Source organism: Pseudomonas vancouverensis (assembly GCF_004348895.1).
GTDB lineage: Bacteria > Pseudomonadota > Gammaproteobacteria > Pseudomonadales > Pseudomonadaceae > Aquipseudomonas > Aquipseudomonas vancouverensis.
On sequence record NZ_RRZK01000009.1, the window covers coordinates 44,217 to 58,217 of the forward strand.

The following is a 14,001-nucleotide window of genomic DNA, read 5'->3' on the forward strand; positions in this document are numbered from 1 at the left end:
AGGAGGTTGCTCATGTACCCATTCGGCGAAGTGTCGACACATGTAGAGAGTGTGCGGGGGCAGGTGCTGATTGCCGCGTTGGCAATGAACGCCAAGTGCGCTCCCAGCCCGTATGCGATGGCCGCTTGGCAGGACCGAAAGAGCCCCGGCGCGTCTGAAAAAGAACCTGTGCCTTGGGGCTTACTGAAAGCGTGGCGCCGCCGTTTCAAAGGGGCAATTGTGCGTGACCAAACTCGGAAGGCATGGTTCGAGGAGTTTAGTGATCTCCGCGAGGTCTACGACAATTTGCTGTGGTTCACCTTGAACTTTCGAACACCTCACACGGCGTTTGACACCGGCATTTCTTTTTTTCGATTGAACGGTGATCCATTGAGTACCCATCATGCGCTCGAGATGTCGAGCCTTTTTGAATGTCCGGATTGGAGCCAACTGGGTTACCTGATTTGTTATCTCAGGTGCCAGGCAAAACGCTTCGCGATTCAGCAGGCCTGGGCTGCCAAGAACTTTTTTCCATTCTTTGCCTTGGCTTGCCTGCGACCTCCGTGCCGTTGCATTTCGGTCGAGCTGTATGAACTATTGGATGATCTGATCAAGGACAATCGCATGGCGGTGGATGCGAGGATGTGGCCGCATAACAGCGTGGAGTTCTTGGATTATCTGGTCGCCTTCGACGAGTTGGGAGATCACCTGATCGCCAACCAGTATGTCAGTGAGTGGGGAGAAGAGTGTCTTATCTGGATATGGCAGTTGGTGGAACGACGAAATTTGTCCCTACTACAAGCGATCGACCGGTCGCTGCACGAGACATTTCGGCCGGATATCCCCCGTCGCTTTCAGGAAAGGATCACCAGCGCGATTGTTCGCCATGGACAATCTGTACTGGGCGTCGGTGCACATGCGACGTCTACTGTAGGTCGACTCTAGTTGCTAACTGCACCGCACGGCGGCTTGGCTATCTCGGTTGAGCGGAGCAAGGCGCAAAGTAACCTTCTAAAGTGAATCGTAGGCTTAGGCGGAGGGCGCCAATTGGCGCAAGAGTGTTTGCAGTGTTTCATTTTGTCGCGCGAGCTCGCGCAACTGACGACGATCTTCGCGATGCCGCAGCAAGTACGGCCTGACCCGCTCCCGTAGTACGGCGTGATCGGTCTGTAATTGTTGTCGCGATGTCACCAGCGCGTCGTGGGCCTGTTGAGTTTCGTACAGCGTCTGGTTTTTTTGGCGCAACTCTGCGTGCAGTGCCCGATGCTCATTCAGCAGGCGTTCCTGCTCGCGGTACACCTGGACCAGCTCTTCCTGTTTGGCTAGTAGCACGTTCTGCATGGAACGAAGTTCCTGGCGTAGCTGATTAGTTTGCTCGTCGTGCCGGCGCAGTTCTTGCCCTCGCTGATTCAGTTGTTCCTGTCGATAGTGCTCGAGCCCTTCCCGAGCATGCCGATGTTTATCCTCCAAAGATTGCAGTTGCTGGGCCCGCTCTTCGAGTAGCTGTTGCTGGCCTGCCACAAGCTGTCGCAATTGTTGGCGCTCGCCCTCACTGCTTTGCAAGAGCTCGCGCAGCCCACGTTCGCACTGCCGCTGCTGTTCCAGTTCGCTAGCGAGGTGGGTGATGGTGGTCAGCGCTTGCTCCAACTGCTCGCGTATTTGCGCGTGCTCCTTTGCATAGCTGACTTGCTGCTGTTCGAGTTGCTCTTGCTCCTCTGCTACGGCCTCCCGCGCCTCTTGTTTTAGCTCCTCGGCTAAACTGCTCACCAAGGTAGTCAATTTTTCATTGAGGGTTCCAAGTGGTGCGTGGCTGGCGGCCTCAATGCTGTTGAGTTCTTTCAGGTAGCGCTGGATCGTACTTTTCGAGCCGGTGTTACCTAACTCAACGCGGACCAGGTCGATGCTTGGATGCAGTCCACGCTCTAACAAGGCGTCACGCGCGGCGTGCACCAGGGCTTTATTGATCCCGCCACGGGCCATGTCGCCAGCTCCTGTGGAATTTGCAGGTGTCATGCAGTATGGCGCATGCACAGGCAGTTGCCTTGTTTCTGGTTGCGTTCGACAGTCGGTTTGAACCAAGCCTGGACCACCCTAGTGCAGAGGAGGGCGGGTATGAGCACGGCCGCGGAGCGTTACCTGCAAGCGGCAAGGCGGGAAAGCACTACGCGCCGCTACCAGCAAGCCGTCGCGCATTATGAGGTGGGTTGGGGTGGATTTCTCCCAGCCTCGAGTGACAGCATTGTGCGTTACCTCGCCGAGCACGCTGACGCCCTGTCGATCAGCACCTTGCGCGGTAACTTGGCAGCCCTGGCGCGTTGGCATCTGAACCATGGGTTTGTCGACCCGACCAAAGCCCCGCAAGTGCGCGACGTGTTGCGGGGTATTCAGGCCTTGCATCCACGGCCAGTGCGCTAGGCCGAGCCCCTGCAACTGCGCGAGCTGGAGCAGTGTGTTACGGCCCTACTGCTGGAGGAGATGTCGCCTAATCCGACTGAGCGTTTGCGCGCTTGTCGCGATCGGGCGTTGTTGTTGCTGGGCTTTTGGCGCGCCTTTCGCAGCGACGATCTGTGTCGCCTGAGGATTGAGACCAATCAGTTGGTGGTGGGTGAAGGGCTGAGCCTGTTTTTGTCCAGCAGCAAATCCGACCGTGAGCATCAAGGCCGCACTGTCAGTGTGCCGGCGTTAAAACGGCTGTGCCCGGTGCAAGCGTATGAGCAGTGGTTGACCCTCAGTCAACTGCAGGCGGGGCCGGTGTTTTGCAGCATCGACCGCTGGGGCCATCTCGCCCCGGCTGCCTTGCACCCGTACAGCGTGGCGCGGGTGCTGCGTCGGGCGTTGACCCGCGGTGGTGTCGCCGGCGAGCGCTACAGCGGCCATTCGCTGCGCCGCGGTTTTGCGACCTGGGCCACGCGCAATCAATGGAGCCCAAAAGCCCTGATGGAGTATGTCGGCTGGCGTGACGTGCACAGTGCCCTGCGCTACGTGGAGGCCGACGCGCCCTTCGGCGATTGGCGACGTGACAGCGCGCCCGAGTCGAAATGACTGCGTCAGCGACGATTTCGTACTGAGCTACGGCCTATGTTATTACAGCTGTACAAGATGACTGATTGGCGCTTGAGGTGAGTGATTTAACAGGTTTGAGAAAGCAAGATTCTCAAACCCCAGCACTTTTTTTGGGCGATGGCCATGGTTGACGGTACGTCAAGGAGACGCGTGGCCCACCCTGATCAACGTGAGTGGTAACTTTCGAGCAACGAGCGTCGAATTGGGAGAAGTCCCAAGGCGGTCCGGCCATGTCTCAATGTCTGTCGGGAGTAGATGTTCGTGATTCGCTTCGAGAGCCGTGATGAAAGGTAAGCGCAAAGTCAGAACGAAAAAATTGGCAGGCCGCTGAGCAATTTACGGCCGCAGCGCAGGCGGCGCTCAGGGCGCGTTCGGCAAATGCGAATCGATTTTTGGACGCCGCCCTGTTGGCAGGTGAGACTTGGAACCGATCGGATTGCTGGCGGGAACCGGCCCGTGCCTTCCACCCAATTTCACTGGTGCAGGCGAGCAGTCAAAGTAAGTCCCAGATACTGGCAACGGAGCGTCCTCAATTGCCGGGTGCGTTGCGCTTCGCCCAAGTGAGTAGAGAGCAGTCGCTTAGTGTCTTGTTGCAGCTCAAGATGGATGTGGAGGTGCTAGTGTTGTTGATGACTGCCCGAAGCTAGTTGTCCGTTTGAACGGGCGAGCGTCACCTGGTCGGCGGTATTTTTCCACTGACGCATCGCTGCAGCTGATGTGCGTTTTACCTTTTCAGTTGCTCGCCCAATGCATTATCCGGGTCCCGGTATTGCCCGGCTGCTCCCGGCTGCGCACGGTGCAGATGTCCTGCAAAAGTGCCTTGTTAAGGCTACCACGGCCCAAGTCCGGCACTGATATATACGCCCTGTGCCAGACAAGGCTATTTAACCTGCAAAAGAGTGTCTCCGGGTGCCATCACACACCGGCTTGCCGCCCAAGCGACCAGCGGACTAACCATGCAGTATCCCCGCCACCTCTGCTTCCGCCGCGCGGCGCACGCGCTCCGGTGTCGATCGCAGCAAGTCTTGGGGGCGATAGCCGCCCAGGAAGTGATTGCTCGAGACGAACCAGAACGCCATGCCCCAGCCGTCCTTTTTTTCGCGCAGCACTTTGACCACCGCGGCGAATTCGACGATGGGCCGCGGTTCCGTTGCGTCGCCAAACGCGAACGCTGGAAAGTACTCCTGGCGCCGGTCGCTCACGCTGATGATAGTGCCGTCGCGCAGCCACGCCCGGAGGCCGACGGCGAGCGCTGCAGGTTCGAGTCCGGTGAGTTGGGACAAGCCCGCCATGGTCACCCAGTCGCCGTCTTGCAGGACCAACTGCCGCGCCTCCGCCAGCATGACCGCCTCCCTGAACAAGGTGCGCGGACTCAGCGTGCAGGGTGCGCTGAGGCCTGAGGCAGGCTCCTCTGTATCGGCCGCCTGGGGCTGGGCGCCGAGAAACACACAGTTCAAGACCTCGAGGCAATCGAGGTACACGTCTGCTGCGTGCCCGCTTATTGCCGGCAGCTCAATGTGGAGCTGGATCCCGTCCGCCTGTTCAGATGTCGGTGTGTACCCGTCTGAACCGCGGCGGACCTCGATTTTCTTTGCTGACATGCTGCCTCCTTCAAGGGCGACTTGAGGCTTGCCCACCGTATTGAACGATAGGCGGTTTGTCGTGCAAGGTGCATTGGCGCTGAGGCAATGTCGACCAGGGCCGAAGCGGCGAATCAGTGGGCTGCGGCACTCGGACCCTGTCGTCAGCCGGTGTTAGGTCAGTAAGCCCCCTACCGCTGAGGCCGCCAGCGCCGGTGCGCACGAGGGATTCACCCGGGCCAATGAGCTGAGCCTTCAGCGATCGCTCGTCCTCTTCGCCGGGAAACCGTCCATGGATGTTACTGCTTCGGTAGCGCCCGCAGACGGTCTTTAGGTCTCCGTCCGACTGACGTCGCTGTTCTTGATCTTGACGTCTCTGCCCGCTGCCGCCTTCGAGCTGATCAGGCGGCCCGATAGTCCAGGCTGCCTACGCTTACGCCCTGTGGTTTGGGCACTTGCCTATTAGCTACATTGCAGGCGCATGAAGGTCAACTCGCAAAGGGAGGCGTTTCGGAGGTCTTGGGCTTGCCGAGGGCCATCGTGCGGCGTGGCCATGCGGTATTTTATATGCTCGGGAGGCGCGCGAAAAATGTGAAGCCATTGAGTCTTACGTGTGTTGAATCCTGCTCTGTAAGCGCCGTAGTTGCTGAAGGGCAATCAGAAGAATATGTGAAGTAAAATGTGAAGGATGTGGTGGTTTCGACTCCCCGTGCCTACTTCGAAACTCCACCCAGCGCGAGGGTTAGTTTCAGGGCCACCCTCGTCGGAAACCAATGCGGGTTTTCCAGCAGTCTTCGTGGTAGCCCGACCAGCGTGAGACTAGCCACTGCTTTGCGCTAGTGCCTGGGTATTTAGGCACAACGCCAGATTTACTCCGGTAACGCCTAGAATTTTAGGCGTTATCAGTCATCAAATTTGGGGGGGGCACCCACCTCGCGTTGGGCGGTGCCGTCGGTGCACTCAGGTCACAGTGTGGGGGGTGAAAAGGCTACTCTAAATCGAGATCTAGTCAGGGGTATCGGCCATGCGCATCACCTACAGCAAAAGCCAGGCTCGCAGTCGGATGCGTCGCCTGCTGGTGTTAGTTGCGCAAGGGCATACGTTCGTCATCACCCAGCAGGGGCAAGCGGCTTGCTTGCGGGCACAGGTCGAAGCACAAGGACGTATATGAAAAAGTGATTCGACAATCCTTAACCCACCAACGGGCTGCGTCTTGGGGCAGCGAACCCCCCTCCGCTGTGCGTAAGTACATCAAATATCAACAGACTTGCAGGTGTAGTTTTGAGGGGGTGGCATCGAATCTTGAGGATAAAAGTCAAGTAGGGCACACACCGATTTTGATAGGCGGCGTTGCCTGTCTGGCCGATAGCCAATTGGGCGGCTGACGGGCGAGGACCATTGCATTCCCCCCACCCAACCTTAGGGCATCCCTTCTCGTGCAAAACCCCAACCTTGTACAACTGCTCACCCAGACCATCGAGGTCGTTGTTCGTGCCGGCCAACTGCTGATTGCCGAGTGGGCGAGAATGGACGGACCACGGGGGCAGGGTGACAAGGCCGCCGTCGACGAAGAAATCGAACAGTTTTTACATCAACACCTGCTGAGGCTTCTTCCTTGCGACTTTTGGGGCGAGGAAACCGGTCATCGTCTGACCGGTCATTCATGGTGTTGGGTCGTTGATCCGAACGACGGGACCGCGGACTTTCTTAAGGGACTCAAAGGCTCAGCCCTTTCAATAGGTCTGTTGCACGAGCAAACCCCAGTGTTAGGTGTGGTGTACGCTCCCGTCACTATTGAGGGCGTGCCTGATTGCATTGCCTGGGCAGAAGGGATGGCCGAGGTGAGCCGTAATGGACAGCCAGTCAATACACGGCTTTCTGCCAAAAGGTTGTCGAGCGACGAGTTCGTGATGGTCAGTGCCGCGGCAATCAATAAGCCTGAACTTAACAGTGAACTCTGCCAACCCAGCACCTTTGTGGCCATGCCTTCCATTGCCTATCGTCTCGCCAAAGTCGCCGCCGGGGAGGGCGTCTGCGGTGTTTCGCTCTATCCGGTATCCGCGCATGACGTTGTCGCCGGTCATGCACTCTTGAGAGGCGCAGGTGGCGTTTTATTCGATGAGCGGGGGCAAACGATCACATATGTAACTGAAGCCCATATGCAAACGGTCTCACAACGCTGCTTCGGTGGTTCAGTGTCGGCGTGTCGTATCTTGTTAGCCCGTGAATGGGATCGTATTTTCAAGGAGGCTTTCTGATGATCCATCGTATACGAGATCAAAATGCAATGCTTTCCGCTACCTGAATCAGCATCTCCTCAACTAGACGCGTGCCCTGGAATGTAGAAAGCATCGCAAATGGGGTCTTTCCTGAGAAACGATCCTTGGGTTTAGAAAGCCACCGCTTTGCCTTCTCGTTGCTCCCAAATAGCGTCACGGTCATGGCTATGATGTGAGCAAATCGGAACATCCGATCACTTTCGTACACCGTGAGTAGCTGATGTGTTGCCAACCGTTTTTTGAGATTTCTAAGCGAGATAATCTGATTGCGCTCTGTTAGACCAATCGAGCCGGCTTCGTAAAGAACCATGACGCTATCAGCCAAGAACCCAGCCTCGATAAGGTCGTGGATATCCTGCTCTGACGCGTTGGTGGGAATATGCAGGAGAAGCTCTAACCGAACCCGATAATCACGGTAAGCATCTTTGCACATAAGGTTTGCAATCATGGTGGGGCCATGCGGAAGGCAGCGGTTATAACGAGCATTCTGGCAATCTCGTTAGGTATCGCCCGGTTGTTGCTAATCGGCGATGTCTCGAAAAGCAGGATTAAATGAGTTCCCACTGTACGCGACATGTCGCTGGTACTGCGATTTTAGCCCTGAGGAGGCCCCCCAGCCACTCGACTTTTCAAAGGGCAAATCCGCAGTGTGCGGTGCAAGGCGGCCAAAGCTTGTCTAACTGAGCTGCTAGAGCGGGCTTTTGTTGCAGCGGATACGATTTGCAGCTGGGAGGTGGCAGGAAGGGAGGGGGAGGGTCACACCAGCAGACTACTAGTTAGTCGACCCTATGCATCACTTTCGAATTTCGATTTTCTAGCCTCCAAATGCGGCTTCGCTCGAAGTTTGGCTTCTCCAGGGCTAGCTGAGCTACCTCCAAATGCGGTTGACTAAATTTCGTAGCTATTCTCATAGAAGAATCAAATACTGTATAAAGAATGAATAAAGCGAATCGGCTACTCAGTCGTACCCCATAAATACAAAAAATCGGTAACCGCCATGTCATTCCTGAAAGGCGTCTCAATTGGCGCCAAGCTCCTCGTGCTTCCCTCCTTATTTGTACTCGCTCTGCTTGTCGTCTCGGGTCTGGCCTATCAAGGGCTGGCCAAGCAACAAGCGGTGATCGAAGAAATTGACCAGTTGCGTTTCCAGCAGTACCGCCAGGTGCTGGAGACAGCTGCGGCCTCGCAGGCAGCGATGGTCGGTGCTTATGCCATCGGCGCGCGCATCCTGGAATCCAATGGGCAGGCATCTTCGGAGGAGCTGGAGTCCTATCTGGAGGACATGCAAGCCAGTGTGGACGAGATGCAGGCCGGATTGGACAAGGTAGCCCGCGAGACGCGCCTGGGAGATGAGGAGAAAGAGCTTTACCGTGCAGTACAGGACCAGGCCTCTGTAGTCGGTGAGGGGCTGGCGGAGTTCAAGCGTACAACCTTGAGCGATCAAATCGAGGCTGCCTCCCTGCTCGGGCGAGTACGCGCTGACAACAATGGTTTGCAAGGTCAATTCAATCGCTTGCTTGGTCTGCAGGCACAACTGACATCTGAAGCGTTTGCTTCCGCCAGCACCACACAGCACCAGTTGTCACAAATGCTGGTTGTCGTGTTGTTGGCGGCCAGCACACTGGCTGTGTTGGTCAGTCTACTGTTGCGTGCCCAGATCATCCGGCCGATCCGGGAAATTGAACAGGCCTCTATCGAGTTGCGTGATGGTGATTTGACCCGACGCGTGCGGGTAATGGGGCGAGATGAAATTGCCCGCACTGCGCAGGCCTTTAACGAACTGATTGAAAGCTTTCAACAGGCCATGCGTCAGGTTGCCGGCGTTGCAGCTTCGGTCGGAGCTTCGGCTGAGGAGCTGGTAGGGACTTCGGCGCGAGTGGCCGAGAGTTCCTCGGCTCAATCCGGCGCGGTGGGTGCCGTTTCAATGACCATTGAACAGATGAGTAACGGGATGGCGGTCATATCCAATCATGCAGAAAGCCTGCGCAGTTGTGCCGAGGCGAGTTTGCGCGGTACAGAGGACGGGCATTTGGCGCTGTCTCGACTGCTCGAGAAAATCGATAGTGTGCGCCATGCCTTTACCGCTATTCGCGGTTCTGTGGGCGATTTCGTCGAAAGCACGACGGCGATCACGGCCAGTATCGGCCAGGTCAAGGACCTTTCCGCGCAGACCAGTATGTTGGCACTGAATGCGGCCATCGAAGCGGCACGTGCCGGTGAAAGCGGGCGTGGTTTCAGCGTGGTGGCAGACGAAGTGCGTAATTTGGCACAACGTTCGGCGACAGCAGCCAACTCGATCAATGAACTGACGCTGAAACTGGAGAGCCAGTCCGAGACCGTCGATGAAGCGTTGCAGGCGGGGACTGTCGCCCTCGACGACAGCGGTCGACTGCTGAGCGAGTTGGAAAATACCTTGCAGCAGGCGGCCGAGCTGGTGGGGGACTCTACCCGCGGGGTGGATCGGATTGCCGATGCGGTGAGTGTGCAGAGCGAAGGCGGACGGGGCATTGTGGCCAACGTCGAGCACATTGCGCGCATGGCCGGGGAAGGCGATGCGATCACGCATCAGGTCTCCGGCGCCGTGGTCTCCTTGCGTGAGCTATCCCATGAGCTCAATCTGGCGGTAGGGCGTTTCCGTTTTGAAGTGTGACCGAATCATCAGTGATCAGGAAGCGTTGCCAGTCTTCTTCGGTGCCTTGAATATCAGCAGTAATGGAACGACACCCAGGGATAGCCACATCAACAACTTGAAGTCATTCAGGTAGGCCACCCAACTGGCCTGGACGGTGATCATGCCGTCCAGTGCTGCGCGTCCTGCTGCTGTTAACGGATTGAGGTGCTGGCTGACTGGCCAGGCATCGAACAATCGGTTGAAAGGTGTCACATACGCGCCGATTTCGGCGTGATTGATTTGGGTGTTTTGCGCCAGCAGCACCGTCACGATCGAGATACCGACACTGGAGCCGACGTTACGTGACAGGTTGTACAGGCCGGTAGCATCGCCACGCAGATGCGCAGGCAGCGTGGTGAAGGCTATGGTAGTCAACGGCACGAACAACAGGCCCAAACTGGCGCCCTGGACAAAGCCCACGTAGACAATGGTGTCGATCGACACCGCCGGCGTCCAGCCCGTCATCATGTGCATCGACCAGGCCGACAGCATCAGGCCGCAAAACAATATCCAGCGAATATCAACTTTACCGATGATCTTGCCGGCCACGAACATGCTGAGCATCGTGCCCAGGCCACGCGGTCCCATAACCATGCCGGCGGTGAGCACCGGGTACCCCATGAGGGTTTGCAGGTAGGGTGTCATCAGCGCCAGCGAAGCCAGATAGGTGATGCCGATGATGAATATGAACACTACGGCCACCGAGTAATTACGGTCCTTGAACAGTTTCAGGCTGATAAAGGGTTTGTCGTGCGTGAAGGTGTGAACAAGGAATATGTAGGAAGCCACGGACGCTACCAGCGCTTCGAGGATAATTTCCCCGGAGTCGAACCAGCCCAGTTGTTCGCCTCGATCGAGAAACAACTGAATCGCCATAATTGCCACACTGAGCGAACCGAATCCCAGCCAGTCCAGGCGTGCCGTTCTGTCGGCAGGTGTTTCCCGAACGAAACGCGTCATGCCGATAAAAGCCAGCAAGCCGATCGGCAAATTGATGAAGAATACCCAGCGCCAGCTGAGGTGCTCCGTGAGCCAGCCGCCCAGCATCGGGCCCAGCACTGGGCCGACCATGACCGAGACCCCAAACAAGGCGACTGCCGAGCCGCGTTCTTTCAACGGATAGATATCCAGCAGGATGCCTTGCGACAACGGCACCAAAGCCGCCCCTGCCAGCCCTTGCAGCAAACGGAACAGGATAATTTCTTCAAGGGAACGAGCGATGCCGCAGAGCACTGACGCCAGAACAAAACCGAAGATCGACCATAGCAATACTCGTTTGCGACCGAAGCGACGGGCCAGGAAAGCCGAGGGCGGTGTCATGATGGCTGTTGCCACGATGTAAGAAGTCAGTACCCAGTTGATCTGATCGGCACTGGCCGACACGCTGCCTTGCATATAGGGAAGGGCAACGTTGGCAATGGTGGTATCCAGCGCTTGCATGACGACTGCCAGTACGACGCAGAGTGTGATCAGTAATCGCAGTGGCGAAGGCGGTAGTGGTCCGGTTACCTCATTCATGGCGGAGGACGAACAAGGCTGCGAGTGGTTTCGGCAGGCCGCGGGCTTTGCCGGTGTCGATATCGACCACGGCGCTCATGCCATGGCGCAGCGGTGGTTTGCCGGCGGTGTCGTCAATGCGGATGCGCACCGGGATTCGCTGTACAACCTTGACCCAGTTCCCGGTCGTGTTCTGCGCCGGCAGCAGCGAGAAGCTGGCGCTGGAGGCTGGGCTGATGCTGTCGACTGTGCCATGCCAGGTCACGCCAGGGTAAGTGTCTACCTCGATGGTGACGCCTTGGCCGCTCTGGGCGTTGGTCAATTCGGTCTCTTTCGGCGAGGCGGCCACCCACAAACGCTCGCTTGAAACCAGGCTGAAACCCGATTGCGGTGGTTGCAGGTAAGCACCGACTTGCAATGCGTCGACGTTGGTCACGATGCCGTCGAATGGCGCCGTCACCACGCAGTTGCGCAGATTGCGTCTGGCTTCATTCAGTGCTGCCAGTGCTTGAAGATAGGACGGGTGCTGTTCGAGAGGCCTGTCCAGCCGCCCACCCAATTGCGCCAGCGCAGCTGCAGCCTGAGCCTTGGCGACGGCAATCTGCTGGCGGATATTGTCGAGGTCACGATGAGCATCGTCGTAGAGAGTCTTGGAAACGGCAGCCACGCTGACCAGCTTTTCCAGGCGTTGAAAATTGGTTTGGAAATACGGCAGCCGGGCTTCCGCCTGGGCGATCTCGGCCAATGACTGGTTGTAGCTGGCCTTCAAATAGAGAATCTGGTTGCGGGCGTTTTCGAGCTGGGCCTGAGCACTGGCCAAGGCAATCTCAAAGGGCTCGGTTTTCAGACGGAACAAGACTTGGCCTTTGCTCACGGCCTGATTATCCCTGACTTCAATTGCGGCAATGATCCCGGCCACATCAGTGGAAACCCCCACCCGATCCGCCTGGATATACGCATTGTCAGTGCTCACCGTCTGCCCGCCAAACACGTACCACGCGGCACAGGCCGCGATGGCGATGGGCGCCAATAGAAACAGTCCGGTACGCCAGTGTTGTCGTGCCGGCTCCGGCAATTGCCGGGGATCGTGATCCAGGGGTGAGGTTTCAGAAGCCTGCAGCGTTTTTTCCAGGTGTTCGAGCGCTGGGGCCTCGGCGTGCACAGGAGGGCGCTGGACGGTGGGCTCAGCCATGTTTCACCTCGCCTGCGCAACCTGGAGGCTCATCCACTGGCTGGCCACAGGCAGCCAGCAGGTGTTCACGCATGCGTTCGAGGTAGTGCAGCAATTGGTCGTGCTCCTGGGTGGAGAAATCCACCATGGTTTCCAGTCGGGTCTGTTCGCCAATGGTGCGCATGAACTGCAGCAGCGGGTGCGCCGCCGGGGTGAGAAACAGCAGTGAGCAGCGGCGATCCGTGGGGTGATTACGGCGCTCGACCAAGCCACGCTCCTGCATTTTGTCCAGCAGACGCACCAGCGTGACCGATTCGATTTCCAGCAGATCAGCCAGACCTTTCTGGTGAATGCCTTCATGAATGGAGAGTTTCGCCAGGACTTGCCATTGCGATCGCGTGAGGTCGGCCGCGCGTGCCCATTGCTCGAAGCGCTTACGCATCAAGCGAGCGACGTCATGAAGGACAAAGCCAAGGGTGGAGTGGTTCATTGTTCAGTACGCCTTGAGGTCAATGAGCAAGCTCATGGTAATCAGGCTTATGGAGTGTTTGCCAGCTTTTTAAAATTAAAACTGATCATAAATGTATCAAATGTTCAATTAAGTGGCCTGTATATCGATCGTTCGTTTGTGTTTTAGATGTCTATTTCGCTGTGCAGGCCTTAAATACTCTGCTTTGTCTGATGAAAAACAACTGAACAAAAATTAGTAAAATGTCTATTTTCGTTTGATCTATCACGCCCGAAGCGCTACCGTTGACGCAGACTGCGTTCAACGCACGTGCCCAAAAACACAACAACAATGAGGCAGCTCGATGATGACCCCAGGCTGGTGGGCCATGGCGCTTTCCGAGGCCGTGAATGATCAAACGCCATTGGCTGTGACCTTCGCCGGCGAGGAACTGGTGCTGTTCCGCAACGCTGCCGGCCAGGCTTTTGCGCTGGAAGACCGTTGCCCACACCGACGCGTGCCACTGGCCTTGGGGCGGGTGGTGGATTCCGGTTTGCAATGCGGTTATCACGGGTGGGTCTTCGACGGCGCCACAGGCCGTTGCACGCAGATCCCCAACCTGCATGCGGGCGAGCGTGTGCCTGCTCGCTATGGTGCACGTGCCTTCACGGTCAGCGAGGCGAACGGGTTTGTCCATGTGTGGTTGGGGGAGGGGACACCGCATAGCACACTGCCCAGCGACGACTATCAACCGAGCGGGCGCGAATTCACCGGCGCGACCATCGTCAACATGCAGCACGAGCAGTTCCTGGCAGCGATGCTTGACGGTCCGCAGTGCCTGATGGCGCTTTCCCATGTGCGCATGACCGACTTCTTCCTTGGCGATTTACGCCTTGAGCAGGGGCGCGCGGTGTTGGAGCGCGGCGCGGTATGGACTACGCAGTTTCTGCCCTCGCAATTTGTCGTGGACTACCCCTTGTTTGTGCGCACGGCCGTAGCACTGCAAGGTGGGATGACTCGGGTGGACCTGCTCAGTGAGGATGAGTTGCCGCTGATCACATTGATGATCTCGACGGGCGCCAATCGCCGTGGCACCACCAGTCTGTGTTGGCGGGGTTACGTACATCAGCAGGCACCGGCCAAGGCACCCCTGCGCTGGCGTCTGGCACGTCTGCGCAAACAACCGCTTTTCACAGTGAACAGTCTGATTGACGGTGTAGCCATTGCCGCCTTGCTTGAGGCCTCGTCACGCGAACTACGCAGCTTGCGCCAGCCCAACTTGATTGCCGTCAGCGCTGTCGTCTGAGCACAGG

The 14,001-nt window shown here is 57.4% G+C and carries 13 protein-coding genes; 7 read left to right on the top strand and 6 right to left on the bottom strand.

The genetic code is table 11. The annotated features are described in order from the left end of the window. Positions 1-12 precede the first annotated feature (12 nt). Positions 13-924 (top strand): hypothetical protein, encoded by a 912-nt coding sequence (locus tag EIY72_RS09900; protein ID WP_093224250.1) that lies wholly within the window; start codon positions 13-15, stop codon positions 922-924. Between the two features lie 84 nt (positions 925-1,008). Here the strand turns inward: EIY72_RS09900 and EIY72_RS09905 are convergent, their stop codons facing one another. Further along, positions 1,009-1,959, bottom strand: a complete 951-nt coding sequence (locus tag EIY72_RS09905; RefSeq protein WP_093224247.1) for a DNA-binding protein — start codon at positions 1,957-1,959, stop codon at positions 1,009-1,011. 132 nt (positions 1,960-2,091) lie between these two features. On the opposite strand from EIY72_RS09905, the gene EIY72_RS09910 reads away from it, so the two are divergent. Continuing rightward, positions 2,092-2,394 carry a hypothetical protein gene (locus EIY72_RS09910; RefSeq protein ID WP_093224244.1) on the top strand — a complete coding sequence of 101 codons (303 nt, stop codon included), beginning with the start codon at positions 2,092-2,094 and terminating at the stop codon, positions 2,392-2,394. A gap of 60 nt (positions 2,395-2,454) precedes the next feature. Continuing rightward, positions 2,455-3,021: a site-specific integrase gene (locus EIY72_RS09915; protein ID WP_093224241.1), complete on the top strand. Its 567-nt coding sequence runs from the start codon at positions 2,455-2,457 to the stop codon at positions 3,019-3,021. Positions 3,022-3,992: 971 nt separating this feature from the next. Here the strand turns inward: EIY72_RS09915 and EIY72_RS09920 are convergent. Beyond that, positions 3,993-4,643 carry a hypothetical protein gene (locus EIY72_RS09920; protein ID WP_093224235.1) on the bottom strand — a complete coding sequence of 217 codons (651 nt, stop codon included), beginning with the start codon at positions 4,641-4,643 and terminating at the stop codon, positions 3,993-3,995. A 1,003-nt stretch (positions 4,644-5,646) separates the two neighbouring features. Here EIY72_RS09920 and EIY72_RS29900 point away from each other — a divergent pair. Beyond that, positions 5,647-5,793, top strand: a complete 147-nt coding sequence (locus EIY72_RS29900) for a hypothetical protein (RefSeq protein ID WP_165939594.1) — start codon at positions 5,647-5,649, stop codon at positions 5,791-5,793. A 265-nt stretch (positions 5,794-6,058) separates the two neighbouring features. Continuing rightward, entirely contained in the window at positions 6,059-6,880 is an 822-nt protein-coding gene (locus tag EIY72_RS09925) for an inositol monophosphatase family protein (RefSeq protein WP_093224233.1), read from the top strand. Positions 6,881-6,899: 19 nt separating this feature from the next. On the opposite strand, the gene EIY72_RS09930 is transcribed toward EIY72_RS09925, so the two are convergent. Beyond that, a complete protein-coding gene (locus EIY72_RS09930) occupies positions 6,900-7,349 on the bottom strand; it encodes an antitoxin Xre/MbcA/ParS toxin-binding domain-containing protein (RefSeq protein WP_093224230.1) in 450 nt (149 codons plus the stop codon). A 549-nt stretch (positions 7,350-7,898) separates the two neighbouring features. On the opposite strand from EIY72_RS09930, the gene EIY72_RS09935 reads away from it, so the two are divergent. After that, on the top strand, positions 7,899-9,551 hold the full coding sequence (locus EIY72_RS09935) for a methyl-accepting chemotaxis protein (protein ID WP_093224226.1): 1,653 nt from the start codon (positions 7,899-7,901) through the stop codon (positions 9,549-9,551). Between the two features lie 15 nt (positions 9,552-9,566). On the opposite strand, the gene EIY72_RS09940 is transcribed toward EIY72_RS09935, so the two are convergent. From EIY72_RS09940 to EIY72_RS09950, 3 genes are read right to left on the bottom strand one after another with little or no spacing between them, the layout of a single operon-like run. Next, positions 9,567-11,090: a DHA2 family efflux MFS transporter permease subunit gene (locus tag EIY72_RS09940; RefSeq protein ID WP_093224224.1), complete on the bottom strand. Its 1,524-nt coding sequence runs from the start codon at positions 11,088-11,090 to the stop codon at positions 9,567-9,569. After that, positions 11,083-12,261, bottom strand: coding sequence for an HlyD family secretion protein (locus EIY72_RS09945; RefSeq protein ID WP_093224219.1), 1,179 nt, complete (start codon positions 12,259-12,261; stop codon positions 11,083-11,085). The genes EIY72_RS09940 and EIY72_RS09945 overlap by 8 nt, the downstream gene beginning before the upstream one ends. Next, positions 12,254-12,730 carry a MarR family winged helix-turn-helix transcriptional regulator gene (locus tag EIY72_RS09950; RefSeq protein WP_093224216.1) on the bottom strand — a complete coding sequence of 159 codons (477 nt, stop codon included), beginning with the start codon at positions 12,728-12,730 and terminating at the stop codon, positions 12,254-12,256. Before EIY72_RS09950 ends, EIY72_RS09945 begins: the two co-directional genes overlap by 8 nt. 322 nt (positions 12,731-13,052) lie before the next feature. Here EIY72_RS09950 and EIY72_RS09955 point away from each other — a divergent pair, with 322 nt between their 5' ends. Next, a complete protein-coding gene (locus EIY72_RS09955; protein WP_093224213.1) occupies positions 13,053-13,994 on the top strand; it encodes a Rieske 2Fe-2S domain-containing protein in 942 nt (313 codons plus the stop codon). The last annotated feature ends 7 nt before the right edge of the window (positions 13,995-14,001 follow it).